This is a genomic window from Bacillus sp. V2I10 (assembly GCF_030817055.1).
Taxonomy (GTDB): domain Bacteria; phylum Bacillota; class Bacilli; order Bacillales; family Bacillaceae; genus Bacillus_P.
Genome location: NZ_JAUSYV010000001.1, coordinates 2,633,008 through 2,656,386, shown reverse-complemented (window position 1 = coordinate 2,656,386; position 23,379 = coordinate 2,633,008). Strand labels below are relative to the sequence as shown.

34 protein-coding genes and 2 pseudogenes are annotated in these 23,379 nt (G+C 39.4%); 11 read left to right on the top strand and 25 right to left on the bottom strand.

Annotated elements, in window-relative coordinates; translation table 11 throughout:
- Window positions 1–29: 29 nt before the first annotated feature.
- From QFZ72_RS13320 to QFZ72_RS13305, 4 genes are all read right to left on the bottom strand, one after another.
- Entirely contained in the window at window positions 30–323 is a 294-nt protein-coding gene (locus QFZ72_RS13320; protein WP_307433991.1) for a hypothetical protein, read from the bottom strand.
- A 107-nt stretch (window positions 324–430) separates the two neighbouring features.
- Window positions 431–793, bottom strand: coding sequence for a DUF2188 domain-containing protein (locus QFZ72_RS13315; protein WP_307433988.1), 363 nt, complete (start codon window positions 791–793; stop codon window positions 431–433).
- Between the two features lie 254 nt (window positions 794–1,047).
- On the bottom strand, window positions 1,048–1,776 hold the full coding sequence (locus tag QFZ72_RS13310; RefSeq protein ID WP_307433986.1) for an SDR family NAD(P)-dependent oxidoreductase: 729 nt from the start codon (window positions 1,774–1,776) through the stop codon (window positions 1,048–1,050).
- On the bottom strand, window positions 1,773–2,099 hold the full coding sequence (locus tag QFZ72_RS13305; protein ID WP_252200698.1) for a winged helix-turn-helix transcriptional regulator: 327 nt from the start codon (window positions 2,097–2,099) through the stop codon (window positions 1,773–1,775). Before QFZ72_RS13305 ends, QFZ72_RS13310 begins: the two co-directional genes overlap by 4 nt.
- Before the next feature lie 154 nt (window positions 2,100–2,253).
- Between QFZ72_RS13305 and QFZ72_RS13300 the strand changes: the two genes are divergently transcribed.
- From QFZ72_RS13300 to QFZ72_RS13290, 3 genes and pseudogenes are all read left to right on the top strand, one after another.
- Window positions 2,254–2,877, top strand: a complete 624-nt coding sequence (locus QFZ72_RS13300) for a nitroreductase family protein (protein WP_307433984.1) — start codon at window positions 2,254–2,256, stop codon at window positions 2,875–2,877.
- A gap of 101 nt (window positions 2,878–2,978) precedes the next feature.
- Window positions 2,979–3,165: pseudogene (locus QFZ72_RS13295) on the top strand (SDR family oxidoreductase); the annotation flags it as partial.
- Window positions 3,166–3,361: 196 nt separating this feature from the next.
- Window positions 3,362–4,722, top strand: a protein-coding gene (locus QFZ72_RS13290; protein WP_307433983.1) for an IS3 family transposase whose coding sequence is annotated in 2 segments (ribosomal slippage) — window positions 3,362–3,818 and window positions 3,818–4,722 — 1,362 coding nt in all. Because the reading frame shifts where the segments join, the coding sequence is not laid out codon by codon here.
- A 62-nt stretch (window positions 4,723–4,784) separates the two neighbouring features.
- Here the strand turns inward: QFZ72_RS13290 and QFZ72_RS13285 are convergent.
- The 3 genes from QFZ72_RS13285 to QFZ72_RS13275 all read right to left on the bottom strand — a co-directional run bounded on the left by QFZ72_RS13285 (window position 4,785) and on the right by QFZ72_RS13275 (window position 7,699).
- Complete coding sequence (locus QFZ72_RS13285; RefSeq protein ID WP_307433981.1) at window positions 4,785–5,390, bottom strand: alpha/beta hydrolase; 606 nt, start codon at window positions 5,388–5,390, stop codon at window positions 4,785–4,787.
- Between the two features lie 74 nt (window positions 5,391–5,464).
- Window positions 5,465–6,076, bottom strand: a complete 612-nt coding sequence (wrbA, locus tag QFZ72_RS13280) for an NAD(P)H:quinone oxidoreductase (protein WP_307433978.1) — start codon at window positions 6,074–6,076, stop codon at window positions 5,465–5,467.
- A gap of 219 nt (window positions 6,077–6,295) precedes the next feature.
- The gene (locus tag QFZ72_RS13275) at window positions 6,296–7,699 is read right to left on the bottom strand and encodes a S41 family peptidase (RefSeq protein WP_307433976.1); all 1,404 of its coding nucleotides are present in this window, start codon (window positions 7,697–7,699) and stop codon (window positions 6,296–6,298) included.
- 226 nt (window positions 7,700–7,925) lie between these two features.
- On the opposite strand from QFZ72_RS13275, the gene QFZ72_RS13270 reads away from it, so the two are divergent.
- Both QFZ72_RS13270 and QFZ72_RS13265 read left to right on the top strand, forming a co-directional pair.
- Window positions 7,926–8,621, top strand: coding sequence for a class I SAM-dependent methyltransferase (locus tag QFZ72_RS13270; RefSeq protein WP_307433974.1), 696 nt, complete (start codon window positions 7,926–7,928; stop codon window positions 8,619–8,621).
- Between the two features lie 83 nt (window positions 8,622–8,704).
- Window positions 8,705–8,968, top strand: a complete 264-nt coding sequence (locus QFZ72_RS13265) for a hypothetical protein (RefSeq protein WP_307433972.1) — start codon at window positions 8,705–8,707, stop codon at window positions 8,966–8,968.
- 36 nt (window positions 8,969–9,004) lie between these two features.
- Here the strand turns inward: QFZ72_RS13265 and QFZ72_RS13260 are convergent.
- The 3 genes and pseudogenes from QFZ72_RS13260 to deoD form a co-directional block, all read right to left on the bottom strand.
- Window positions 9,005–9,530: pseudogene (locus QFZ72_RS13260) on the bottom strand (mismatch-specific DNA-glycosylase).
- Window positions 9,530–10,342 (bottom strand): M15 family metallopeptidase, encoded by an 813-nt coding sequence (locus QFZ72_RS13255; protein WP_307439752.1) that lies wholly within the window; start codon window positions 10,340–10,342, stop codon window positions 9,530–9,532. The pseudogene QFZ72_RS13260 and the gene QFZ72_RS13255 overlap by 1 nt, the downstream one beginning before the upstream one ends.
- Window positions 10,343–10,496: 154 nt before the next feature.
- The gene (gene deoD / locus QFZ72_RS13250) at window positions 10,497–11,198 is read right to left on the bottom strand and encodes a purine-nucleoside phosphorylase (protein ID WP_307433970.1); all 702 of its coding nucleotides are present in this window, start codon (window positions 11,196–11,198) and stop codon (window positions 10,497–10,499) included.
- Window positions 11,199–11,378: 180 nt separating this feature from the next.
- Between deoD and QFZ72_RS13245 the strand changes: the two genes are divergently transcribed.
- Window positions 11,379–11,522, top strand: a complete 144-nt coding sequence (locus QFZ72_RS13245) for a hypothetical protein (RefSeq protein WP_165970898.1) — start codon at window positions 11,379–11,381, stop codon at window positions 11,520–11,522.
- A 37-nt stretch (window positions 11,523–11,559) separates the two neighbouring features.
- Here the strand turns inward: QFZ72_RS13245 and QFZ72_RS13240 are convergent, their stop codons facing one another.
- The 3 genes from QFZ72_RS13240 to QFZ72_RS13230 are packed head-to-tail and all read right to left on the bottom strand — an operon-like array spanning window position 11,560 to window position 12,724.
- On the bottom strand, window positions 11,560–11,874 hold the full coding sequence (locus QFZ72_RS13240; RefSeq protein ID WP_307433968.1) for a YodL domain-containing protein: 315 nt from the start codon (window positions 11,872–11,874) through the stop codon (window positions 11,560–11,562).
- A gap of 60 nt (window positions 11,875–11,934) precedes the next feature.
- Window positions 11,935–12,555, bottom strand: a complete 621-nt coding sequence (locus QFZ72_RS13235; protein ID WP_307433967.1) for a phosphatase PAP2 family protein — start codon at window positions 12,553–12,555, stop codon at window positions 11,935–11,937.
- 25 nt (window positions 12,556–12,580) lie between these two features.
- Window positions 12,581–12,724 (bottom strand): hypothetical protein, encoded by a 144-nt coding sequence (locus QFZ72_RS13230; protein ID WP_223435585.1) that lies wholly within the window; start codon window positions 12,722–12,724, stop codon window positions 12,581–12,583.
- A gap of 214 nt (window positions 12,725–12,938) precedes the next feature.
- Here QFZ72_RS13230 and QFZ72_RS13225 point away from each other — a divergent pair, with 214 nt between their 5' ends.
- Together QFZ72_RS13225 and QFZ72_RS13220 are read left to right on the top strand one after the other, a co-directional pair.
- Window positions 12,939–13,286, top strand: coding sequence for a glycerophosphodiester phosphodiesterase (locus tag QFZ72_RS13225; protein WP_307433965.1), 348 nt, complete (start codon window positions 12,939–12,941; stop codon window positions 13,284–13,286).
- Window positions 13,287–13,295: 9 nt separating this feature from the next.
- Window positions 13,296–13,622, top strand: a complete 327-nt coding sequence (locus tag QFZ72_RS13220) for a PI-PLC domain-containing protein (protein WP_307433963.1) — start codon at window positions 13,296–13,298, stop codon at window positions 13,620–13,622.
- Between the two features lie 79 nt (window positions 13,623–13,701).
- Here the strand turns inward: QFZ72_RS13220 and QFZ72_RS13215 are convergent, their stop codons facing one another.
- From QFZ72_RS13215 to QFZ72_RS13170, 10 genes are all read right to left on the bottom strand, one after another.
- Window positions 13,702–14,574: a sulfite exporter TauE/SafE family protein gene (locus QFZ72_RS13215; protein ID WP_307433961.1), complete on the bottom strand. Its 873-nt coding sequence runs from the start codon at window positions 14,572–14,574 to the stop codon at window positions 13,702–13,704.
- A gap of 165 nt (window positions 14,575–14,739) precedes the next feature.
- Window positions 14,740–15,621, bottom strand: a complete 882-nt coding sequence (locus tag QFZ72_RS13210; protein WP_307433959.1) for a DMT family transporter — start codon at window positions 15,619–15,621, stop codon at window positions 14,740–14,742.
- Between the two features lie 145 nt (window positions 15,622–15,766).
- Window positions 15,767–16,495, bottom strand: coding sequence for a class I SAM-dependent methyltransferase (locus QFZ72_RS13205; protein ID WP_307433957.1), 729 nt, complete (start codon window positions 16,493–16,495; stop codon window positions 15,767–15,769).
- Entirely contained in the window at window positions 16,482–16,799 is a 318-nt protein-coding gene (locus tag QFZ72_RS13200; protein WP_307433956.1) for a hypothetical protein, read from the bottom strand. Before QFZ72_RS13200 ends, QFZ72_RS13205 begins: the two co-directional genes overlap by 14 nt.
- Before the next feature lie 690 nt (window positions 16,800–17,489).
- The gene (locus tag QFZ72_RS13195; protein ID WP_307433954.1) at window positions 17,490–17,717 is read right to left on the bottom strand and encodes a hypothetical protein; all 228 of its coding nucleotides are present in this window, start codon (window positions 17,715–17,717) and stop codon (window positions 17,490–17,492) included.
- Between the two features lie 98 nt (window positions 17,718–17,815).
- Complete coding sequence (locus tag QFZ72_RS13190; RefSeq protein WP_307433952.1) at window positions 17,816–18,103, bottom strand: hypothetical protein; 288 nt, start codon at window positions 18,101–18,103, stop codon at window positions 17,816–17,818.
- A gap of 191 nt (window positions 18,104–18,294) precedes the next feature.
- Window positions 18,295–18,756, bottom strand: coding sequence for a helix-hairpin-helix domain-containing protein (locus QFZ72_RS13185; protein ID WP_307433950.1), 462 nt, complete (start codon window positions 18,754–18,756; stop codon window positions 18,295–18,297).
- An 80-nt stretch (window positions 18,757–18,836) separates the two neighbouring features.
- Window positions 18,837–19,607, bottom strand: a complete 771-nt coding sequence (locus QFZ72_RS13180) for a sporulation protein (RefSeq protein ID WP_307433948.1) — start codon at window positions 19,605–19,607, stop codon at window positions 18,837–18,839.
- Entirely contained in the window at window positions 19,594–20,412 is an 819-nt protein-coding gene (locus QFZ72_RS13175) for a serine/threonine protein kinase (protein ID WP_307433946.1), read from the bottom strand. Before QFZ72_RS13175 ends, QFZ72_RS13180 begins: the two co-directional genes overlap by 14 nt.
- A complete protein-coding gene (locus QFZ72_RS13170; RefSeq protein ID WP_307433944.1) occupies window positions 20,412–20,576 on the bottom strand; it encodes a hypothetical protein in 165 nt (54 codons plus the stop codon). The genes QFZ72_RS13175 and QFZ72_RS13170 overlap by 1 nt, the downstream gene beginning before the upstream one ends.
- Before the next feature lie 101 nt (window positions 20,577–20,677).
- Between QFZ72_RS13170 and QFZ72_RS13165 the strand changes: the two genes are divergently transcribed.
- A complete protein-coding gene (locus tag QFZ72_RS13165) occupies window positions 20,678–21,766 on the top strand; it encodes a DUF2515 family protein (protein ID WP_307433942.1) in 1,089 nt (362 codons plus the stop codon).
- A 37-nt stretch (window positions 21,767–21,803) separates the two neighbouring features.
- Here the strand turns inward: QFZ72_RS13165 and QFZ72_RS13160 are convergent, their stop codons facing one another.
- On the bottom strand, window positions 21,804–21,980 hold the full coding sequence (locus QFZ72_RS13160) for a YozD family protein (RefSeq protein WP_133310713.1): 177 nt from the start codon (window positions 21,978–21,980) through the stop codon (window positions 21,804–21,806).
- A gap of 151 nt (window positions 21,981–22,131) precedes the next feature.
- Here QFZ72_RS13160 and QFZ72_RS13155 point away from each other — a divergent pair, with 151 nt between their 5' ends.
- Window positions 22,132–22,305 carry a hypothetical protein gene (locus tag QFZ72_RS13155; RefSeq protein ID WP_307433939.1) on the top strand — a complete coding sequence of 58 codons (174 nt, stop codon included), beginning with the start codon at window positions 22,132–22,134 and terminating at the stop codon, window positions 22,303–22,305.
- Here the strand turns inward: QFZ72_RS13155 and QFZ72_RS13150 are convergent.
- Window positions 22,302–22,928 (bottom strand): hypothetical protein, encoded by a 627-nt coding sequence (locus QFZ72_RS13150; protein WP_373464691.1) that lies wholly within the window; start codon window positions 22,926–22,928, stop codon window positions 22,302–22,304. The genes QFZ72_RS13155 and QFZ72_RS13150 overlap by 4 nt on opposite strands.
- 245 nt (window positions 22,929–23,173) lie before the next feature.
- Between QFZ72_RS13150 and QFZ72_RS13145 the strand changes: the two genes are divergently transcribed.
- The gene (locus tag QFZ72_RS13145) at window positions 23,174–23,296 is read left to right on the top strand and encodes a DUF4023 domain-containing protein (RefSeq protein ID WP_252200722.1); all 123 of its coding nucleotides are present in this window, start codon (window positions 23,174–23,176) and stop codon (window positions 23,294–23,296) included.
- Window positions 23,297–23,379 lie beyond the last annotated feature (83 nt).

Sequence of the window (23,379 nt, the reverse complement as noted above, 5' to 3'; positions counted from 1 at the left end):
TTTCTATTATGCTTTTTATATTGTTCTTTTTAATACGGACCACTTTGATATGGTCCTCCTTGATATGGTCCTCCTTGATATGTTCCTCCTTGATATGGTCCTCCCGGATAACCAGGATATCCGCCTGCTCCATGTCCTGAATAGCCTCCATAAAATGGAGCCGGCGGTGGCGGCGGATAATAATAAGGTCTTGGATAGTTAAAAAGGGCACTTCCAAGAAATCCTCCCAATAAGCCTCCTACAAACGGAGCTCCAAATCCGAAAAAGAAAGGTCCTCTATTTCCTGCGCTGCGGTAGCCTCGTGCTGCATAGTACGGGTACATGCATTCCCCTCCTCCATAAATCACTTACCTTATAAGGGTATTCACCTAAAAGGTTTTGGAGTGGGCGAATATCTTGAGGAAAATGGATTTAGTGAAAAAGCATTCCTCTATTCATTTATTTTGCTTTCAACTGAGCCGTCTTTCAGATGGACAACCAGCGTGCAATTATTTTTCTTCACAAGCTCTCTTCCCTTTGCAAGAGCCTCCTGTTTTGTCTCAAATCGATAACTTGCACGTTTATTTCCCTCTTTTCTTAGCATCCATCCATCTTCATCTGACAACAAGAGATATTCATCTTTATACGTGTCATTGTCTGCCCATTTTTCTGCCTGTGAAACGGCAATCGGAATGGCCCGCCCCTCTTCATATCCATCATCAAGCAAGGCATTTCCGATCTCAATTGCTTTTTCACGGGTTTCATCAGGAAGGTTTTTCATTGAATTTGGGTAATCTTGTTTTGTCCAAGGCATTTCAACTCATTCCTTTCAAGCTTATTTATTCGTTCTTTACCCCGGTTATATGAATTCAAACGAAATTATGAAGATTTCAGATACAGAAGATACCAAATATTCATAAACAAAATCGGTTAGAGATTTTCCTTCACCATCGAAAATATTCTTTTTCCAATCATTTTCTCCTGATTAACAAAGTCCGGCAAACTGTTTGACATACCCGAGTATAATGGTAAAGTTACAAAAAAAGACTGCCTATGGCCAGGCAGTCTTTAATGTTCATATATCATTTTTCTTGTCATCCCGCCATCTACGACAATATTAGAGCCTGTTACAAAGTCGTTTTCAGGATCTGTTAAATAAAAACAGGCTTTGGCAATATCAGCAGGCGTGCCTACCCGTTTTGAAAGATGCTGATCATGATCGATCTGTCTCAGGTTCTCGTAATCCTTTGTTTCAATCCAACCAGGTGAAATGCTGTTCACTTTGATCCGCTCTTCACTAAAGGAAGCGGCAAGCGCATGGGTCAGCGCAACAATTCCGCCTTTTGTAGCAGCATAAGCTTCTGATCCCGGTTCTGACATCGATGCCCGTGTAGAAGCGATATTTACAATAAAACCGCCGGCAGAATTCTTTCTCATCACCTTCGCTGCCTCTTTTGAACAGAAGAACGTGCTTCTTAAATTCGTGTTAATAACATCGTCCCAATCCTCCAAAGTCAGCTCAAAGGGGGATTTAAATCTGGAGACTCCCGCGTTATTAATTAAGATATCAATTCTGCCGGCTGTACGTTCTGCTTCTTGAATTAACTGTTTAATGTCCTGAACATTTCTTACATCCGTTTGAACGAAATAAGTGTTTTCATAATTACTTTCAATGCTTTTACCCTTTCTTGCATCAATATCAGCAAAAATAACCTTGTCCCCTTTAGCAGCATACTGTTTAACTAGTTCTTCCCCTATCCCGTTGGAACCGCCTGTAATGATGACTGTTCGGTTCATTCCTTTTTCCCCTCCTCAAAGCAATAGCGATCAGCCCATTCTTTCACTTCTTTCATTACTTTTTCTAGAGAGTGCCCCATTTCTGTGAGCTGATATGTGACCTTTACTGGTGTATCAGGAATGACAACCCGCTGTACAATGCCCGCCGATTCCAATTCTTTCAATCGTTCCACAAGCATTTTTTGGCTAATACTAGGAATGGTATCTGTTAAATCCTTAAATCGTTTAGGTCCGTCTAACAAGACATGGATGATTAAACCTGTCCATCTTTTCCCTAAAAATCCGAATGCTTTTTCCATTTTGGGACATAAATTAGATTCCATCCTGAATCTCCTTTACCGTCTTTTTTCTTGACATATATTCTTAATCATTTTATGATAACAAAAGTCAAACACTTAACTTACGAAAAGTTAGCCTGTAACTTTTTGTATATTATAACGTATTTATAAACGATATTCAACAATGGAGGTTTTTCACATGTCAACATCTACAACAGAAAGTATCTTGTCTATTATGTCTGAACGCAGCTCTGTGCGCAAATATGATCCATCTGCAAAAATCAGCAAAGATCAACTCAGAGAAATTCTTGAGATTACTGGAAAGGCTCCATCTGCATGGAATCTTCAGCACTGGAACTTCATGGTTTTCCATAGTAATGAGTCTAAAGAAAGACTTCTTCCTATTGCTTATAACCAAAGCCAAATTACTGAAGCCTCTGCAGTAGTTGCCATTTTGGGCGATCTTGAAGCAAATAAGAACACAAATCAAGTTTATAATCCGCTTGTAGAAGCAGGTTTTATGAAAGAAGAAATTAAAGAAACACTTGCAGGCCAAATCAATGGCGCTTATCAAAATCCGATTTACGCACGTGATGCTGCTTTCAGCAATGCCTCACTTGCAGCTATGCAGCTTATGCTTGCTGCAAAAGCTAAAGGTTTTGATACATGTGCAATCGGCGGCTTTAATGCTCAGCAGCTGTCTGAAACATTTAAAATTGAAGACCGCTATGCACCAGTTATGCTCATCTCTATCGGTAAAGCAGCTAAACCTGCACACCAAAGCTCACGCATCAGCATCGATGAATTGAGCACATTTTTATAATTAGCAGACCGGCAAAGGAAAATCTTTGCCGGTTTTTGTTTTATTTATATCCTTTGGAGGGAATTTAATGTTAGGTAAATCTGCCAAAGGAGCTTAAGCAGCATGCTAAAACAAGAAATGTAGAGCTTGAAATTGTGCTGGGGAGAGGTCATCTATCCTCTTGTACCGCAAAAACGGCTGTTATCAGTTGATGAAATCGCTGCCTTTGATGTTTTCTTAGTAAGTGACAAAGCAAAAGGCGTGACTGGCCAAGCTGTATTGCTTGATGGCGCGTATAAAGCTCAATAACTAGAATAGCGGAACCCACCGTTTAGCCCCGAAAGACTTAGATGTCCGGGTTTGAATCTTATGGCGGATCTGTTCTGGCGGTGAGCCAGAAACCACGAAACGGAACTGCATAATTAAGTACATCAAAAAGGAGTGCCAAGCTGAACTGCACCCCAAATGTTAGACACGACCTAACATTTGGAGGTGCAGTTTTTTTATGGCTAAATTTACAGAACAGGAAAAGGTAAATGCCGTTAAGCGATATCTTAATGGCATTGAAGGACACAAAGCGATCGCAAAATCCATAGGAGTAGCTCATGGGGTTTTTCACAGGTGGATCCAGCAGTATCAATATAACGGAGAAAATGCGTTTAAAAAACGATATACAACCTATTCTTTGGACGATAAACTAAAGGTACTTACCTATATGAACGAACACGGGACGTCCCTCAGTGAGACAGCTGCGATCTTTAAAATTCAATCTCCCTCTACGATTAATCGATGGAAGAGGTTATTCGACACACAAGGAGTGGACGGCCTTATTCCAAGGGAAAAGGGGCGGTCATCGATGAAAAAAGAAAACCCTAAAGTAAGCGAGATAAAAGAACCAGTGACAGGTTCTATTGAAGCTCTTCAGGCTGAAAATGAACGTTTACGTATGGAGCTTGCTTATGTAAAAAAGTTGAATGCCTTAGTTCAGAACAAAGAAAAATCACCAAACAAGACAAAGCGAAAGTAGTCTATGAATTGAGGCAGGAATTCCCGGTGAAATCACTCTTAAAGCTTGCGGGTATTCCTCGCAGTACCTATTACCATTTGACGAAGCAGCTTGAACGCCCAGATAAAGATGCTGAATTAAAAACGGCGATTAAAGACATTTTTCATGAACATAAAGGCCGATACGGGTACCGGCGTATTCGTGCTGAGCTAGCCAACCGAGGACTGCATGTTAATCATAAGAAAGTTTATCGACTTATGAGAGAACTAGGATTGAAGTGCCTAGTCCGCATAAAGAAATATCGGTCGTACAAAGGTGAAGCAGGCAAGGTTGCCGAAAATGTGCTAAATCGGAACTTCAAGGCGTCCAAGCCGAATGAGAAATGGGTAACCGATATTACCGAGTTCAAATTATTTGGAGAAAAACTGTATCTTTCACCTATGCTAGATTTATACAATGGCGAAATTCTCACCTATACGATTGGCTCTAGACCGACCTATTCCCTTGTATCGAGTATGTTAAATAAAGCCCTAAGAAAAATGCGCAAAGAAGATACGTTACTCATTCACTCGGATCAAGGATGGCACTATCAAATGAAGAAATACCGTCTGGCTTTGAAGAAAAAGGACATCACTCAAAGCATGTCTCGTAAAGGGAACTGTTACGACAATGCGGTCATTGAAAATTTCTTTGGCATTCTAAAATCAGAATTCCTTTTTTACCAAGACTTTAAAAATGTGGAACATTTTAAAGAAGAACTAAGGAAGTACATCCATTACTATAACCACAAACGAATTAAGACAAAATTAAAAGGCAAGAGCCCGGTACAATACCGGACTCTTGCCCAACAAGTAGCTTAACGAAATTATGTGTCTAACTTTTAGGGGTCACTTCAAGCCGGCACTCCTTTTTGATGCATAACTTATCTTAAATTTAAATCATACCAAGCAGCTGCAGCCTCTACCTCAGATGACGTCAGCTGATGACCATGGTTTTCCCAATGTATAACTACTTCCCCATTGGCTGCTTTCAGGATGTCTGCGAGATCACGTGTTTCCTGAGGCAGGCAGATCGGATCATTCATGCCTGCACCAATGAAAATCGGTGTTCCGCTTAATGATGGGATTTCAATATTTCTCCTTGGTACCATTGGATGATGAAGAATAGCCGCCTTCAAAGAGTTTTCATAATGGAATAGCAAGCTTCCTGCAATATTGGCGCCATTCGAATAGCCGACTGCAACAAGTTCTGAACGGTCAAATGAATACTTTTCAGCTGCTTCTTTTAAAAAGTCATGTAATTCACCTGTTCGGAAAATCAGGTCCTCTTCATCAAATACGCCCTCTGCCAATCTTCTGAAGAAGCGGGGCATTCCATGTTCGAGAACGTTTCCTCTTACACTTAAAATATTAGCATCTGCATCGATATGTTTAGCGAGCGGAATAAGATCATTTTCATCCCCTCCTGTTCCATGCAGCAGCAGTAATGTTCGATTGCGGTTTTTGCCTTTTTCAAAAATGTGTTTCATGGTTAATCGCTCCTGCAAAAGGTTTGGCATGTAAGCCAAACCCTTTTTTTATTTTCATTAACGTTTTTTTCGTGTTATTGCATGCCTTTTTTAATGGATTCTGCAACTGTAACAGTTCGTTTAGCCTGATGCTTCACGGCTGCTTCAACATTTTCTTTTAAATTTCCGTCCTGATCGGCTGTTACAGAGGTACCGTACGGATTCCCGCCTGCTTCAAATAGAGACTGATCCGTATAGCCCGGTGCGGCTACAATAGCTCCCCAGTGATACATCGTTGTGTATAAGCTTAAGATTGTTGCTTCCTGACCGCCGTGGGGATTGCTTGCAGAAGCCATGGCACTGACTACTTTATTGGCAAGCTTTCCTTGAAACCAGAGTCCGCCGGTTGTATCAAAAAATTGCTTCATTTGAGCAGGAACATTACCAAATCGAGTCGGGACACTGAAAATGATGGCATCTGCCCATTCCAGGTCATTTAATGTAACTTCAGGAACATCTTTTGTCGCTTCAAGGTGCGCTTTCCATGCAGGATTAGAATCAATCGCTGATTGCGGTGCAAGCTCAGGAACTTTAAGCACTTTTACCTCGGCGCCAGCTTCTTTTGCTCCAGCTTCAGCCCAAGCAGCAAGCTTGTGGTTCGTACCTGTAGAACTGTAGTAAATGACAGCTAATTTCACATTTGACATTCCGATCTCTCCTCGTGTAATGTTCGTTATTTTCGAGAACAACTATCTTCAATCCATATATCTCGAATTCAAAATTAATTATAGGTTGTTTCAATTTGAAAGTCAACTCATATCCGGTTGTTTTTCCATTATTCCTATACCCTTCCTATTAAAGAAAAAACTCCTTATTATGGAAAAAAGCGCAGACAATGAAGTCTGCGCTTTTAAGTCCTTTTTTCTCTACATTTGTTCCTTTAATACCTTGATAGCTTCTTCCATCTGAGTATCATTTTCTTTCAGCTGTGCCTGCAGCGTTTCAAGCATTTTAATCGTTGTTTCTCCACTAATAGTTCCAGTAGATTTCAGGCTGTTCTTTGCTTGAAATTCTGTGACAGCATTTTTTGTTGTTTCTTCATAAAATCCGTCTGTTTTTACATTTTTGTAGCCTAATGCCTCAAGCATTTGCTGAGCTACTTTCACTTCAGCAGATGAATCTCCCTGCTTTAATTCTTTATCTGGATTTAAATATGGAAGATTTGCATATGCCGGAAGAGTTGCTTTATGCTGCGGTTCGATTCCTTTTTTATGAATCCATGATCCGTCAGGCGTCAGCCATTTCGCGATCGTGTATTTAATCGAGGATCCGTCTTCAAAGCTTTTGGCTGTTTGGATCGTCCCTTTCCCAAACGTTTTTTCTCCGACAATTGGAATACCGGCAGATTGATTCAAAGCACCGGCCATAATTTCTGCAGCACTTGCGGTTCCATTATCTACAACAACGACAACTGGAACATTCACGGCAGAATCATTTTGGGATTTTTGAACTTCTTTTGAACCATCTTTGTTTTCGATTTGCATGATGGTTTTTCCTTTAGGGACGAAAATATCACTCATTGCAATCGCCTGATCAAGCAGACCGCCTGGATTTTGTCTTAAATCAAGCACAAGTCCCTTCACTTCCTGATCATTCAGCTCGTTTAAAGCATCAGCCAGTTCTTTTCCGGTCGTTTCTGAAAACTTTGTAATCTGAACCTTGCCAATTCCGCTTTCAACCTCTGTATAAACTGTTTCTAAAGGGATAGTATCTCTTGTCAGATTAAAATCGAGCTCTCCGACACCGTCACGTTCTATAACGAGCTGAACCTTTGAGCCTTTTTCCCCGCGGATCAGCATAACAGCTTCGTTGACTGTCATTCCTTCAACGCTTTTGTCATCGACTTTCAGAATTTTGTCTTTTGGCTTAAGGCCGGCTTTATCAGCGGGTGAACCTTTAATAGGAGAAACAATCATAATTTTCCCGTCAGATTCTTGAACCTCGGCACCAATTCCTTCAAAAGATGATGAAATATTCTCATTGAAGCCCTTTGCTTCCTCCTGATCCATATAAGTTGAATACGGATCATCCAAAGATTGAAGCATTCCTTTAATTGCACCGTCTACAAGTTTTTCCTGATTTGTATCCTGATAAAATTCGCCTTTAAGCGTGTCGTATGTAGAATAAAGCTTTTCAAAGGGGTCATCGCTTTTCCCCTGCGCCTGACTCAGGCCGCTGTCTTTCTGAACGACCGCAAACGTAATACCTGCGCTAATGATGGCAGTTAAAAGGATTGCAAACAGAAATTTCACATTGTTATTTTTAAACAAATTAACACCACCCTCATTATGTAATCATTATGAGTAACGAAAACAAAAACGTCAACTAAAAACACAGCGAATCCTAGGTCCTTCAAACAGTATTTACTATAAAGCTGAAACCATTCTCAGTGTTTTAAAATTCAATTTTATTTAATGATTTTCGGACAAATTTGGAGAATCAACTTCATAGGAAGATGGAAAACCGCATAATTTAGTTTGAAAGGAGTTCATGCAAATGCCTGGCTATCTTGATTTACTTGCACAACTTGGAGTTGGGGGTGCCCATCCAGGCGGTTTCATGCTGACAAAGGAGATCATCGAACTTGAAATGATTCCTGTATCAGCATCCATTCTTGACGCTGGCTGCGGAACCGGCCAAACCTTGCAGTTTCTAAAATCGCTTAATTATAATGTGACCGGTTTAGATATTGACCCCATTATGCTTTTAAAAGCAAAAAACAGATTAAAAGAAGATAAATGCCTTGTACAAGGATCAGTCGAGAACCTTCCATTCAAAGAAAAACAATTTGACTTCATTTTTTGCGAGTCTGTTTTGAGCTTCACAGATTCTGTTCAGTCATTGAGAGAACTGAACCGGGTAATGAAAGATAACGGTGTTCTTCTCGCGATTGAAGTGACAGCTGCAGATCAGACTGACCGCAAACTAAAGGAAAAAATTCAGTCATTTTACGAGTTTCACCATCTATTTAATGAAGAGGAGTGGAAGTCCGCAATAAAATCAGCAGGCTTTCAAAAAATTGAAGTCCGCACAAAAGATGACTTTATAATAGAAGAAGATGAACCGACAACAGAGTTTGATATGTCAGAAAATCTTGATCCCGTTTATTTTGACATGCTTGCTGAGCACGAAAAACTCCGTGAAGCCTATTATCTCGCCGTTCAATTTCGCATTTTCAGATGTATGAAATAAAGCATATCGGGGGTATACGTACAAACCCTTCTCCCTTATTTTTCATAGATTATGAGGAAGCAGGTTGAAGGGAGGAAAAAAATTTGTCTCAAAATTATTATAACCTTTGCTGTCAGTACCATGGTAAAGTTGTCCGCATCAGTGATCGATTTGGAAATCAGCATGTTGGCAGAATTACAAATGTTACTCGGCAAAAGGTTTATATTCAGCCCTTTGGAGGACGCGGGCGCGGCGGTTTCGGCATGGGATTTTACGGCGGCTACGGCGGCTATGGCTATGGTTATCCTTATGGAATCGGCTTAGCGTTTGTAACAGGCGTGGTTTTAGGCGGTTTGCTGTTCTGGTAAGTAAATGAATGAACAAAAAAAGCAGTCTTTTCACTATTAAATGAATGACTGCTTTTCTTTGATCAAATTAGCTAAACCTTTATAGATATCAACAATCTCATCCTGCTTCATTCTCACCAGTCCGCTTGAAGAAGGGGCAGTGAATTCCATAACGCCTTTAGCTGCTGAATCGGGCTGCAGACCCCAATCTGCTTTCTGTTTTCCGCTATAGGATAAATAAACACCTTTACCGACGAAGCAGGCTATTTTCGGCTGATAGAACATCAGCTTATTCAATAGCACTTTTTTGCCTTCACGATACTCTTCGGCTGTTATTTCCGCAGCAGACTTCGTTGGTCTGTGGACGATATTAGTAAAACCAAATCCTTTTTCAAGAAGCTTGAAATCTTCACTAGGCGAATAAAGCCTGTCCGTTATTCCTGCATGAGAAAGAATTCTCCAAAAAACGATTGCTTTTACTTGCATAATGATGCATGACTTCAGCTGAATACAAACTCGGGTTAAACCCAATGAAGATGACATCCAGGTCATAATTCAACAGATCAAGATCAGGATGACTCATTACATTTTCTTCACTTCAGCAAAAAATTCTTCAAGCGTCAGATCGTTTTTATAGATTTCCGCTGCTTCATTTACTCCTACATAGCGCAAATGCCATGGCTCATATGCAAACTGTGTAATATCTTCTTTTCCTTTTTGATAGCGGATAATAAAGCCGAATTTATGGGCATTCTCCTTAACCCATTTTCCTTCTGGCGTATCTCCGAATTTCTCGGTTATATCCATACCGGCGCTTCTGCTTGTAATATCCATTGCAAGGCCGGTCTGATGCTCGCTTTGACCTGGAAGAGCAACTGTTTCAAGTGCCACTTCATCGCCTTTAAGTGCTTTCTCAACATTTAAAATGCCGGTTTGACGTTCATACGACCTGTATCCGGATACTGCAAATAGCTCAATACCTTCTTTTGTTGCCTGTGCAAACATTTTTTCAAGGGCAATGGCTGCTTCTTTACGAATGTAACGCTGCGGTACATCTGTATCTCCAAATGAGAACGCCACCTTAGGAGCAACAAGGTCAGCGGGCTCATATGCAGAAGGAAGAGAATATTCCTTATTCACGAGCACCATTCGATTCTCGGGATTTGTAATCGTCGGCTTTCCATTGACTTCTTGAATCTTGTTGAAAAATTGCTCTTCTAATTGGAACTGAGCGGTTTCTTCTTTTGGCTTTTCTTCCGCAGAACTCTGCTTTTCCTGCTGGGTTTCAGATTGGCCTTCTTTAAATGGATTAAGATCCTTTGACAGTTGAATTCCAGTGCATGCCGAAAGTAAAAGCGTCATGGGAATAATAGTCATTACTGTAGCTTTTTTTATGTTCAAAATTTGTTCACCCTACCTGCCTGTATGTCTTTCATGCTTTCATTTTATCACTATTGCCTAAAATGAGAAAAACTATATCTGTCAATTGTGGCAGATCTTGTCGAAAAAAAGAGGAAACACACGAAAAAATTTTCGTGCGTTTCCTTTTTTATTTAATTGCTGCCTCTAATGCAATTTCCATCATTTCATTAAACGTCGTTTGACGCTCTTCAGATGTTGTTTCTTCGCCTGTTAAGATGTGGTCGCTTACTGTCAGCACGGATAATGCCTTACGGCCGAATTTAGCTGCAAGCGTATAGAGTGCTGCTGATTCCATTTCAATTGCCAGAACACCGTATTTCGCCCATTTCTCAAGCTCGGAGTTGTCATTGTAGAACATATCTGCAGTAAAGACGTTTCCGACTTTCAGTTTTAATCCTTTTTCAGTTCCAGCATCATATGCGTACTTCAGTAATTCAAAATCAGCAGTTGGCGCGTAATCGACACCGCCGAAAGTCATTCTGTTCATTTGTGAATCGGTTGACGCACTCATCGCCAGAATTACGTCTCTTACTTTAACGTCCTGCTGAATGGCACCGCACGTTCCAACACGGATTAATTTTTGAACATTATAGCTTTGCATAAGCTCATTTACATAAATCGCAATTGATGGAACACCCATGCCTGTACCCTGTACAGAGATGCGATGGCCTTTATACGTTCCAGTAAATCCAAGCATCCCGCGTACTTCGTTATAGCATACTGCATCTTCTAAAAACGTTTCTGCTATATATTTAGCTCTAAGCGGATCTCCAGGCAAAAGAATAGATTCTGCAATTTCGTTTTGTTTTGCTCCAATGTGAACACTCATCGTTCATACCTCCAGTTATATGTATAAAAAGGTGCTTTTTCAATATACCATAATCAGCACTCAAAATCTTTTCTCCTTCTACATTTTCCGATTTAACCAGCATCTTATACATGAAAATTATTTACTGTAGTGAAAACCGATTAGTTTGTAAAAAATATAGAGGACAAGGAGGGGTTACTTTTGGGCAAAAAACACCGTAATCGCATCAATGGGCAAAAAAAGAATAACCATATACCGCCTGAAGCAATTGAAGCAGAAGAAAATGCTCACGGCAAAGAAGAAACTTCAGCCAAACGAAAAAATGGGCCTGGTCATAACTTATAAAATTAGTAAGGCAGCGATGTCAGATCGCTGCCTTTCTTTATCTTACATGAACCCTGTTAATCTTTGTCCAGCCGCCGGATAACAGCTTGTAGTATGTTTGTCCGCGTTTTACTTCGTCAATTAAAAGAATATCTCCAGTTGATATAAACCTTGCCTCATAATCATTCGGCACTCGGTCAGAAACGTTAAACATACAAAAAACATGTTGAAGAGCTTCACTATGTCCTGAAGCCTTTATATTCAGACGGTATACTTGTTCATAGCCTTTTTCTTCACCAAATTTAGGTGTTTGGAAGATGGTGATGTCGTAATTCTGGCACCTCTTTTTTACCGTAAAAAGACTTAACCCCATTTTACGATTCCCCCTTCAAGTCGATACATTATGTATTAGAGGGCAAAAGGCAAATTTCCTTCATTTAAGATAGTCTAGTTTTGTCGATTTTATCATTTCGTATACTTTTATAATGACGAGCAGCCAGACCATACCAGCTGAAAATCCGGCCAGAACATCTACTAAGTAATGCACGCCCAGATAGATTCTGCTCATGCCGATTAAGCCTATCAAAATAACCGTGATTCCGATCCACCATTTTCTGCTTCTTTGCTTTGATGATGTGAACGAAAGCACCAAATAACAAAGAAATCCATAAAAAGCAGTTGAATTCATTGCATGTCCGCTTGGAAAACTGTAATGCGCTGCATGGATAACTGCATCAAAGGACGGTCTTTCCCTATGAAATAAATCCTTTAGCTCATCATTGATAAAGCGAATGGAATAGAAAGTTCCCCACAAAAATATGACAGGCAAAAACTTTCTAAAAAACAAAAGAACAATAGATGCGAAGATCATAATGGGAAATTCCACTTTGATTGACCCAATATCACTGACTGTGAGAAAAAAGAAATTAAAAGGCTCAGTCCGAAAATCCTCTGCACCTTTTACAACTGCATTATCCATCTGCTGAATACCTTCCATTTGATAAAGTACAGCCAGAAAGATAAAAAGAAAAAGAAAAAGAGCTATTTTTTTCATTGAAACTCCTCCCCCGCTGCCATCTTTATATTTTTTTATGTTTTTTTTGCTCTTTGTGCCCAGGAGCCGGCTTTGCTTTATGAGCGATCTCGCTTGAAAACTCTTCCTGATGCTTTGCAGGCTGTTTTTTCGCTTTCTGCTCTGCACTATTTTGATGTTTATGTGCCATACTTGTTCCTCCTTCTCTAAAATTTGTCACCCTTTTATTTTTTCAAAACTAAAGGAGAAACATTCACATAAACGCTTTGTCCATCATTGGCATATTATAGGACATAAGACTCTGATTCAGTCAGAAAGGATGATTTAACTGAAATATCTGGTGGTCATTGTATTTTTGCTTTCCTTCCTTGCGCATTATGTGCTGGCGGCAGATTCGCCATCCTATGATGAAGAGCTTTTTATTGCACACCGCGGACTATCCTCTCTCGCTCATGAAAATACGTGATGGATTCAATATGATTGAGCTTGATGTTCAAATGAGCAAGGATAAACATTTGGTTGTCATTCATGACATTACCCTGAAAAGAACCGCAGGCCTTGATAAAAAAGTTTCAGATCTGACATTAAAGGAGCTGAAAAATCTCGATGTCGGTGAATGGTATGAAGAATCATTCGCAGGCGAAAAAATTCCTACGTTAGATGAAGTTTTTATGAAATATAATGATCGCTATCATCTGCTCATTGATTTAAAATGCCCCTCTATTTATCCAGGCATCGAAAAAGTCCTTTAAGATAAAATATTGGACGATTACTCTCCTAATGAGTTTTCTATGCTCTCCATCCAATCAACTGAGCTTAAGAGCATTATGCTTCTGAATGCATTCCTGCCTCAAATTAAAAAAGGACTTGTTATCTCTTCTCATATCCCCTATCATCAGCTAAATGAGCTGGGAGCAAAAATTGATTTTATCACCCTGCACAAACGGTGCCTGAATTATTATTTTTATCAGCAGGCCAAACGGGCGAAGCTGACTCTCTATATTTGGGGCATACACAATAAATATGATTATAAAAATGTAAAAAGACTAGCTGTTGATGGGGTTGTGGTGGGGAAAAGGTTTGATTAGAAAACAGAGAATGTCCGTATTTCGCAGTTCAGGCGAAATACGGACGTTCTCGGTTTGGCTTTTATATAAAACAAGCCGCTCAATAGGAACGGATTTTATTTCGGCGGGTTATAAAGGACGCTGCCATTTTCATGTAAAGTAAACCTAAAAATAAAAACAGAATAATCATGCCCAAAACTTCAAAGCCAATCAATTTCATGCCTACGCTCATTGCTGTGAAACAATACAGCATGCCAAGAAGCAATTTCATCTCTGCATGTTCGTATTTGGCTGTCATATAAGCTCCGGCCTGAGCACCTGCAAGGCCTCCCGCTATCAAAAAAGCGCCTATCGATAAATCTATGGGAGATTTTATAAAATAAGTGATAAAGCCACTGCTGACAATAAATAAAACACTGAGAAGACTTGTCCCGATTGCGTCTTTAGGATAAAAACCGGATAACGAAATTAAGAGCGGCACGATGATAAACCCTCCGCCGACACCAAGCATAGTTGAGATAAATCCACCAATTCCTCCCGTAAGCACTAAAAAGACTATCGCCCATTTTTTAATAGGTTTTACCCCATTGCTCTTCTTTTTCTTTCTGAACAGCAAGCTCCAGGCAAAATAACTCAAAAGGAGAATATAAGTGACGGGAATGATGGTTTCATCATATCCATTATTATTTAAGTAATAGACAAAAGGATTGGCTGCCTGAGTTGCTGCCACTCCGCTTAGACCTATAATTATAGCTTCTTTCCATCTCAGGTTTTTCAATTTCAGATGAGCAACCATCCCCGAAACCGATGTTCCGATTGTATATAATAAACTGATCGTTATTGCAGTAATTGGCTCTGTATTCATCAGCAGCAAGACAGGGGTTAATATAAAACCGCCGCCAACACCGAAAAATCCGGATAAAATGCCAATCAGAAGACCTATTGCGGCAAAAAGAAAGAAAATAAGAATCACACCTTAAGGCAGATTTACAACTCATCTCTTATTTTATAGATGGGTGCTGCAAAAGAAAAGGTCACGCCTTATTTTCAGAATAAATACATTTCTGAGATGTTGCTTTAAAATGGGCACTAAAAAAAGGCTGATGTCACAGCCTTTTCAAAGTATTCCACTTATTTTTCAATCAGTCACCCGGTTTTTTACTGAAACAAGAATAACACCTGCAATTATACAAGCTCCTCCCAGAAAAAAAGACGGACTCAGTCCTTCGTTCAAAAGCAGCCATCCTAAAAATGCCCCCGTCAATGGCTGGAAAAAGAAGAATAGGGAACCTGCTCCAGCTTCCATTAATTCCATCCCTTTGTTCCATAGAAAAAAAGCACCTGCTGTTGATATAATTCCTAAATAAAGAATCCCTGTAATTACCAAAGGACTAATGTCAGTAATAGCATTCACATTCCATTCCCAAACAGCAAATGGACTTGTAAATATAACGGCAAAAGAAATCGCATAAGTTGTGATTGTTAAAGATGAAAATCTTTTAGATGCGATTTTGACAAATACAGAAAGCAAGGCCCACGTTACTGCAGCCAGTACTAAAAAAAGGCTCCCGCTGTATTCCATGTTTTGCTTGTACCCAATGACGATGATGACCCCAATTGTCGCCAAAAGAACAGAGATCAGTTTTCTTGGCGTAATCTTTTCCTTAAGAATAACACCTGCAAACAGAACGACAAAGGCAGGAGTGGCTGATGTGAGCAGTGCTCCAGTATGAGCATCAGACAATTTTGTGCCGATGAACTGACATAGTATGGAAACGAAATAGCCAATGAATCCGATCCATGCAAAGAGAATATAATCCTGTTTTGAATATTTAGGCTTCATGCCTTTTTGAGAAATTTTCAGCAGAGTGAATAAAACGGCAAACGCAATAATGAAACGCAGCCAGACTAATGTAAAAGGGGGAATGTACTCAAGCACGTATTTGCTGACCACATACATTCCGCCCCATATGCCTGCGGCAAGTGATAAACAGACCGCTCCTGCCCATGATTTTTTCATTGATGACGCCTCCATCCAGTTAGGATTTTACTTTCCATATCCTAAAGACAGGGCTGGAATTCATCCTTTTCCTTCTTTAGGAAAGAATGGTTGGCTGGTCATTTTCAAATAGCGAAAAGAATAGCATTTTATATTCCTCCTTTTTTTAACGAGGTCTGGCAATAATTCCGTTATGAACTTTAATAAAACCGTGCCTTAAAATATCGAAACCGTTTTCATAAATGTACATTCCCATTTGCTGAATGGTCATTAATTCCCTGTAAGTATGATTCATGACATCAGCCATGATCTGATAATATAATTTAGATTTCAACTGAGCCCTCGGGGTAGTTAAGATCGCATATCCCCCATCTTTTAAAAACTTTCTGTGCCAATCAATGGACTCAGGTTTTTGGTCATCAGGAAAATGTTCAATCATGCCAACGCTTATGACGATGTCAAACTCTTTTCCAAATGGAAGATTTCGAATATCTTCGACAAGGTAAGTGATGTTAAAATCGTTCTTATACCACACTTTGGGTGCGCCAGTCACAGGGTTTTCACCTAAAAAAGGATAATGCTCAGGAAATTCGGCAAAACGGCCGTCTCGGCAAAACGGATCATAGTCCACCATGACAATTTCACCGCCTGGATACATGGCAGCAAGCTGCATCGCTTCATAGCCTTCGGCAGCCCCTAAAAATAGAATTCTAGGCTTTGAAACATGCAGCCCTTCAAACAGTGCTCTTTTCCCCCGCGGATCCCAGATGCCATCTTCAATTCGGTGAATATAATTCCAAAGCCTGAGCTTCATTGATCTGCCTAGAACATCTTTAACCTCAGCCGGACGGAATGCAGCAAAATATTTCTTCAGTTCATCATTAAATGCATTCATTTCTTCCGGTACATCTCCATTCATGGAAGGATTTATTAAAATACTGCCATGATGTATGAACAGGCATGGACTTTTGATTTTCTTTTTCCCAGTCCTTTCGATCTTTTGCAAATGTTTTGACTTCGTAAGGTTTTCTAACATCCTTCCACGTCAGCATCGACCAGTCCCGAACCAGATTTGTTGCAAAAAGCTCGCCTTTTTCTTCCTCTGTATAGGTGCGAAGATCAATTTTAAAGCTTTCAGATAAAGCTGTTTTTCCAATATCACTTTCTGTAAAAGGACGTACTTCAGCTTCTGTCGGCATGGAAAACCTCCGTTTTTTCTGAATTTTAAATTAATTTTATCAACCCTTGTACGTATTAGCAATGAATATTTAAGCACCGCTGAAAAATAAAAAAACGAAATTCAATGAGAAACTAAGAAAAACAGAGAATTTGAGAGATTTACAAGTTGTAAACGCTTTATTTGCCTATATACAGATTATTCTGAATGTTTAATTATTGTTAAGATTTTGTTAAGATGAATTTACTCACTCATAGGAAGGCGTGATTCCAATGACGACGGTAAGCGAAGCATATCAGAATCACATCCAGTAAAAAATCAGCCCGTGAAAACTGATTTTGAGATGTGTGGATATGCGGGGAAACGTGAATCTGACTAAGGGGATGATTCCAATGACGACGGTGAGCGAAGCATGCTAAGATCATGATGCAGATGAAAATAGCCCGTGAAAACTATTTTCGCAGCATGTGGGCATGCGGGAAATCAAAGCAAAAGAATAAACTGATCGAATCCGTGCAAGACATTAATTGAAAGCAATCAATTGATTCAAAGCAACGAATGGTTATTAGTAAGAAAGGAAAGAACAAAAAAGTGAATATGTTTGATTCAAGATAAGACGCTGTTTATGTTCTGTATACATAGACAGCGTTTTGTTTTGAGCTTTTTTTCGTAAAAAGACGTTTCTTTATAGAAACGCCTTCAGCTTGAATATTTAGTTGGCTTCATTTTCTATAGACTTACATTCTTCCTCTAAATATTGAAGGAAGAGGTCTGCTGCATCATGCACCGGTCCATATTTTCCGGTATCTTGAATACGCTGTTTTGCAGCATCTATATAAGGATAATAAGCTGCTTGAATTTCCAGGTCCTTGATTAATTGTTCCCGCGTTTTATCCAGTACTGTATACTTTCTAGTCCAAAGATTCTCACTCATATCCACTTTCAACCCTTCCCTTTTCACAAGAAGCGCGGAGCTCGCTTCGATTCTCTTTATGTATATAGTCCATCCGAAATTTATCTGCGGTATTCAGTATACGTTTAAACAGTTTCTAATAATGCAGTAGACAAAAAAGGAAACTTTTCAGCTGTTTCCCCGCCGAATTCCTCTGTAAGAGCTGCTGCAAGCATGCTTGAGACCGTTTCTCTTTTTTGAATATCAAATGACACGATTTCATTTGCATTTAATCCGAATGTAAGGCCTGTGTGCGTGTAGCCTATAAAAAAGCGGTCTGTCTGCAGACTGTTAATGACGTCTTCTTTCTCTAATCCGAGAGTGATTAAAGATAATTTTCCTTTTTCTGTGCCGATTTCAATTTCGTAGATCATGGCTGCATCCTCCTTAAATTGTAGTGCGTTAAAACTATGTAATGTTCATGACAAATCGTTTCCATTAAGTCAGAAATAAACTGTCTTTCTATACTATACGTTCCCTGACGCACTTTTTTTGTCTGTTCTCTTAAAATGGAGGATTTTTTTACTGCTGTAACTCTTGTTGATACAGTATTAAAATAGGCTCTTTACTCGTGCCACGCCTTAATGGGCCGGTCATCAGGATACCCGAATGTTTCACGGTATTTCTTGCGCTCCTCGGTAAAATCCCACCAGTTTTTATCGCTGCCTGGATGATTTGCATGATAGACGACACATCTCATGACATCTTCTACACAAGGATCCATCCATACACCGTATTTTTTCTCAAGTTCATGAACGAGCTCTTCTCCTTTCCTGTTCTTTATATCCGCTAAAGCAGAAAAGCCAAAATCCACAGCGAAATTATGGGCAAGCTTTGGGCCCACTGACGGAATAGACTGAAAGACAGCAAGTCCAATTAATACCCGGGCACGTTCGTTTGGAACTTCAATTAAAGCAGCTAATTCGTTTGCCTTCATCTCTTTTATCTCTAAGAGTTTGATTTTGCCCTTTCTCAGCTGTTCCCTCTCCTTGTCAGTTAGGGGAAGCTTTGGTGATTTTTGCTTCATTTTGTTTCTCCTCTCCTATTAAATTGGTTATCTCCCATCAAAAAACAGCAGTGATAAACTCTTCACTGCTGTCACCTTGATTAACTATACCGCTGTATGACATTTTCAAGTGTTCTTCTGATAGATGCCTGATCTTGCTGAGTGATCATAACTTTTACCAGGGATTCATCCATTTCGAGGGCCTCAGATAAAAAGCCTCCGAGTCCCCTTGCCCGGCGATCTACTTCAAGCAGCAGCTCTACTCCGTGATGGCTTACATTTGAAATGACGACTTCCAGTTCATCGAGCTTGCCGCGGAATGGACCTGCGGTTGGATAGAACTCAAATTCCTGAATGAAAGGAAGCCTTTTCCTCAAATGATACGGAGCTGCCTCATTTTCTACTTTTCTCAGGTTAAAGCCAAGGTCCCTTAGTGCGGAGAAAATTGTTTGCACGAGCGGCGGTGCTGCTACATCTAAAAAGTCTTTGTCACTCGGGTCAACTGCTCCTTTAATATCAAGCCCGGTTTCTAGCCAAACCTTTGATGAGCCAAGGGTGATTGGTGTGTCAGCAGGCAATGGAAAAGCAAATGGAATTTCTTTTATTTCATTTGCCTTGATTACAAATGGTTCATTAATTTTCACCTTTGTAATGGTAGCAGTCTGATGATATTTCTTATCATCTGATTCTTTTAAATAAGTTGTTTGCAGAGAAAGGTAGATTTCATCGATCTGCTGCTCGATGTTTCCGCCTTCGACGTGAATGATCCCTTTCAGCTCTTCTCCCAAAACAATTTTATCAGAAGCTAATCGCGCATCCACTTTAGCTGCACCAATCCCTACACTTGAAAGAATCTTATTAAAAAATGACATTCTGTTCTCTCCCATCCGCACACTTCAACACTTCCCCTATAAGCTCATCAATAGAATCATATGGCTTTAGAAGCTTGAGCATCCGTTTTATAATTTCTTTAGCAAACGATGATAATTCAAGTTCATCTTCCCAGCTTCTGCTCTTTCTCGAAGAAGGAACATAGCCTGAATACAATAAAAAAAGCACGAAATGTCCCAAAGCAAAAAAATCGCTCTGATAGGAAACCTCTCTGAAAAGAATCTTTTCTTCGGAGTATTTTGTTTCAGATTTGCATACTTCATAAGATTCATTCAGTCTTCTGGCTAATCCAAAATCAATAATATGAATGGACTGATTTTTCATAAGAATGTTCGGTATTCTTAAATCCCTGTGAACAATTCCATTTTCATGAAGAATCTTTACAGCCCTTAATACTTTCAACAATATATGAAAGGATTCCTTCTCTCCATAAGCTTCTTTTTTAATAAATATTAAATCCTCGAATGTCTCGCCTTCTACATACTCCATTGAAATAAAATGTTTCTTTTCCCATTGAAAAGATTCGTAAAAATCGGGAAAGGCAGAATTGCGCATGCTTGACTGAATGTCAGCCTCCCGCATGAACGAAAGCAGCCCTTTACTGGAACGCGCTTTATAAGCTCTAAGCTGCTTTACGACAGCAAACTTCCTGCAATGAATATCTTCGGTAAGATATGTAATGCCATAGCTGCCCATACCCAGCACTTTTTTTATGATGTATTTGCTGTTAATCGTTTTACCTGATTTTAACGGCCTTTCCCCATATTTTAATAACAGGTTAACCATTAACTGCTGTAGGATCTTGAGAAACGGCTTGATCTAGATTTCCGCTTATAATGCTTGTGGCCATACTTAGCGGGATTTCCGTAATGTCTATTTCTGCGGTCGCTGCTGCTGTATCTGTGATGTGATTTTTTCCCTAAAAATGAATTGATCAGTTTTTTTAACATATAGATCCCTCTTTCTTTCTTTATTTACTACGTTTCATAAGAACAAAAGTTTCAGCTTTTTCATATGTAAGTAGGAGGCACGGATATAGGAGCTGGCTATTATGAATATCCTCCCGCTTTTTAAGAAAAAAGCATTACCTGTCCTTTTACCTAATACGGAAAAATTAAACCTGGAAAAAACTTTGTCAAACTCTTTGGATTTGAAAAATCCCCTAGTACTTTATGGAGAAGAAAGACTTGCTGTTTTGGACATAAGAGCTCAGACTGCCGAGTTGAACAGGAACAACCTGACAAGAACGGAAGCCTATTTAGCTTTTTATTTAAAGCACCCTGAAATTCATTGGTCTTTTCTTGCCCATATGGTGTCAAGAAACGGGGGCTACAGCATGACTGATTTGAAAAATGGCATTGTCGGTCAGTTTCTGCCAGAAAAAGAGATTATCGCTCTTTTTCAATTTCTTGAAACAGCAAACGCTCTTATTTTCCATGATGCCTATCCGCAGCTGATGCTATACGAAAAAAGCCTTTTATTCGGCAGACCACTTTTTCATTTATTGCCCGCTTTAAATGTTTCGCGATTTATGATGCCAATCTGGGAGATGTTTTTTAAAAAGAGACACTCTGACGTGCTTACGCTTGCCTTAATTACAAACGAGCAGCATTATGTGGAGAATCAGCTGCTGTCAAAATCGTCCGGCATCTTAAAAACATTCCCTTATGCCCTGCAGGAAAAATGCGGACTGACGAATGTTGTCTTTCCATACAAAAAGCACTTTTATGATAAAAAATATTCGCTTGCAGGAATGGAAGTAGATAACTTTATTAAGCCTGAAGCAAGAATCAAAATAGGAAAGATCCTTTATCAAACTCTTTTTCATCCAGCCGTCTTCAATGAGGCATTGTTATTTTCAACGCATACCCCGCATACTGGCTCAAGAAGTGACTATTGGCCACACCTCTTCTCAGCTGCTAAAGAGAAGCAAAAATTCCAGAGCCCGAAGCTGCTGGATGCATGGGAAGATGTTCATCATACTTTTCACAGATACAGCGATTGGCTTTTGAATATAGATCTAATTTCAGATTTTGATGTTTTTCCGCACACAGGCACCTATAAAGACATAACAAAGAATGTAAAAATGAATTTGCTGAAAATGAGCTCCCTCCATTTGATTGCAAAGAAAATATTTTGACATGACGCCAATAAAAAACGACGAGAACCCTCGTCGTTTATTCTATGTCTTCCAAATCTTCATCAATTATGCATTTTTCGAGTAAATAATCGAATGCGATATCTGCTATTGTATCCAGTTCGAGTTCTGAGGGAATGTATCCCCTTTTCGTCAGCTCATTGTAAAAGAATTCTGCCATTTCTTCTGTATCAATAATAACTTCAATTTCTTTCACAACACCGCCCCCTTAGTAATTGTTTATATGTCCCAATTTTCAAAACTATGTCTGGAATGAATAAGCTTTCGATAAATTTTAATGTTCATAATCTGTCCTTGCCTGCATACCATTTAAGTAAATGGACAAGCCAAAGAGGAGATGACCTGAAATGAAGAACTTACAAGCGATTTCAAAAAAAGAAGAAGAAAATATCGTGCTGCAATTTATAGACGGAGCAGGCTTTGATCAACTGCTTGAACAAACGATTAAGATCCTTCAGGGGGCTATGCTCTTCGGGTGTGTGCCGTTTTTTATTTACTTGCTGATTTCACTGTTTTCTTAATGATCCTTTGTATACTTGTTTAAACTATCGATTATAAAATCCATCATTTCTTTATACTCAGGATCACCAAACATATCGTACAATGACAAATAATCATTGTATATATCAAGAAGTTCATCAACAATATCCCTTTTGCTTCGTTTTACTTTGCGAGCAGCGGGTTCTTGCTTTGTCAGCTTTTCTTTGGCAAGGAGCTGTTCCATCGCTTTACTTTCTGGAGAAACGATATGCATCAGGCTCAGCTGCTGAACGAATGTTCCTGCCTGTTTTTTTCCCAAAATGAATACAAGCTCTTCCTCGGATGCTTCAAGCCATTCCCCGTCGTTGATGCGCATGAGCTCATAGATAATATCTTCCCAGCCATCCTCTGTATATCTCCAGATTTCTGTACGAAAACCGACTACCTTGAACAACTCTTCTTCGTAGCCCTTTACTTGTACAATATCTCCAATATGGTACTGAAATTCAATTTCTATTTTTTCGGAATCAATGACTTTTCCGGTGTATTCTGAGTAAAGCTGGATCGCGTTTTCAAAGTATAAAATCTCGCTGTGATTCACTTCATATAGATAATGCTGATCGATTTGATGAACGTTTGTAACCGTTCCAACTGTACTGTACATAACAATCACGACAGTATCACCGACTTTATACTTTGGAATTTTTTTGTTCACTAAAAGATCCTCCTCTGCCGCGATTCATAAAAGTTAGAATAGTATATGCTGTAAAACCTGAATGCGTAATAGGCAAATCAGCAAAGGATTTTCTAAAATAATAGACAATTTGGGTTCATTTAAATGATTGACTCATTTTTTTAGGACACCTGGAGATAGTAAGAATATGAAGTCATTTTAGGAGGTCATTTTTTATGGAAAACACATCTAATTACGTCGAAGATTTACATGAAAAACAGCAAAAGGACGAGCAGAACAGACAGCACCAAGGCAAAGGAAACCCGGGCAAGAAAAAGCCGAATAAAACACATAAATAATAGGAAATGCAAAATCGCCTGGTTAGCGCAGGCAGACAGAAAAGGCTCCGCCATAAAAGTCTGGGTTTGACATGTATGGTGTA

What these genes read in the sequence shown, in the direction of transcription:
- QFZ72_RS13320 (WP_307433991.1), bottom strand. Translation starts at nt 323, where the DNA reads ATGTACCCGTACTATGCAGCACGAGGCTACCGCAGCGCAGGAAATAGA.
- QFZ72_RS13315 (WP_307433988.1), bottom strand. Translation starts at nt 793, where the DNA reads ATGCCTTGGACAAAACAAGATTACCCAAATTCAATGAAAAACCTTCCT.
- QFZ72_RS13310 (WP_307433986.1), bottom strand. Translation starts at nt 1,776, where the DNA reads ATGAACCGAACAGTCATCATTACAGGCGGTTCCAACGGGATAGGGGAA.
- QFZ72_RS13305 (WP_252200698.1), bottom strand. Translation starts at nt 2,099, where the DNA reads ATGGAATCTAATTTATGTCCCAAAATGGAAAAAGCATTCGGATTTTTA.
- QFZ72_RS13300 (WP_307433984.1), top strand. Translation starts at nt 2,254, where the DNA reads ATGTCAACATCTACAACAGAAAGTATCTTGTCTATTATGTCTGAACGC.
- QFZ72_RS13285 (WP_307433981.1), bottom strand. Translation starts at nt 5,390, where the DNA reads ATGAAACACATTTTTGAAAAAGGCAAAAACCGCAATCGAACATTACTG.
- wrbA (WP_307433978.1), bottom strand. Translation starts at nt 6,076, where the DNA reads ATGTCAAATGTGAAATTAGCTGTCATTTACTACAGTTCTACAGGTACG.
- QFZ72_RS13270 (WP_307433974.1), top strand. Translation starts at nt 7,926, where the DNA reads ATGCCTGGCTATCTTGATTTACTTGCACAACTTGGAGTTGGGGGTGCC.
- deoD (WP_307433970.1), bottom strand. Translation starts at nt 11,198, where the DNA reads ATGAGTGTTCACATTGGAGCAAAACAAAACGAAATTGCAGAATCTATT.
- QFZ72_RS13240 (WP_307433968.1), bottom strand. Translation starts at nt 11,874, where the DNA reads ATGGGGTTAAGTCTTTTTACGGTAAAAAAGAGGTGCCAGAATTACGAC.
- QFZ72_RS13235 (WP_307433967.1), bottom strand. Translation starts at nt 12,555, where the DNA reads ATGAAAAAAATAGCTCTTTTTCTTTTTCTTTTTATCTTTCTGGCTGTA.
- QFZ72_RS13230 (WP_223435585.1), bottom strand. Translation starts at nt 12,724, where the DNA reads ATGGCACATAAACATCAAAATAGTGCAGAGCAGAAAGCGAAAAAACAG.
- QFZ72_RS13225 (WP_307433965.1), top strand. Translation starts at nt 12,939, where the DNA reads ATGATGAAGAGCTTTTTATTGCACACCGCGGACTATCCTCTCTCGCTC.
- QFZ72_RS13210 (WP_307433959.1), bottom strand. Translation starts at nt 15,621, where the DNA reads ATGAAAAAATCATGGGCAGGAGCGGTCTGTTTATCACTTGCCGCAGGC.
- QFZ72_RS13205 (WP_307433957.1), bottom strand. Translation starts at nt 16,495, where the DNA reads ATGAATGCATTTAATGATGAACTGAAGAAATATTTTGCTGCATTCCGT.
- QFZ72_RS13200 (WP_307433956.1), bottom strand. Translation starts at nt 16,799, where the DNA reads ATGCCGACAGAAGCTGAAGTACGTCCTTTTACAGAAAGTGATATTGGA.
- QFZ72_RS13190 (WP_307433952.1), bottom strand. Translation starts at nt 18,103, where the DNA reads ATGATCTACGAAATTGAAATCGGCACAGAAAAAGGAAAATTATCTTTA.
- QFZ72_RS13185 (WP_307433950.1), bottom strand. Translation starts at nt 18,756, where the DNA reads ATGAAGCAAAAATCACCAAAGCTTCCCCTAACTGACAAGGAGAGGGAA.
- QFZ72_RS13180 (WP_307433948.1), bottom strand. Translation starts at nt 19,607, where the DNA reads ATGTCATTTTTTAATAAGATTCTTTCAAGTGTAGGGATTGGTGCAGCT.
- QFZ72_RS13175 (WP_307433946.1), bottom strand. Translation starts at nt 20,412, where the DNA reads ATGGTTAACCTGTTATTAAAATATGGGGAAAGGCCGTTAAAATCAGGT.
- QFZ72_RS13170 (WP_307433944.1), bottom strand. Translation starts at nt 20,576, where the DNA reads ATGTTAAAAAAACTGATCAATTCATTTTTAGGGAAAAAATCACATCAC.
- QFZ72_RS13165 (WP_307433942.1), top strand. Translation starts at nt 20,678, where the DNA reads ATGAATATCCTCCCGCTTTTTAAGAAAAAAGCATTACCTGTCCTTTTA.
- QFZ72_RS13155 (WP_307433939.1), top strand. Translation starts at nt 22,132, where the DNA reads ATGAAGAACTTACAAGCGATTTCAAAAAAAGAAGAAGAAAATATCGTG.
- QFZ72_RS13150 (WP_373464691.1), bottom strand. Translation starts at nt 22,928, where the DNA reads ATGTACAGTACAGTTGGAACGGTTACAAACGTTCATCAAATCGATCAG.
- QFZ72_RS13145 (WP_252200722.1), top strand. Translation starts at nt 23,174, where the DNA reads ATGGAAAACACATCTAATTACGTCGAAGATTTACATGAAAAACAGCAA.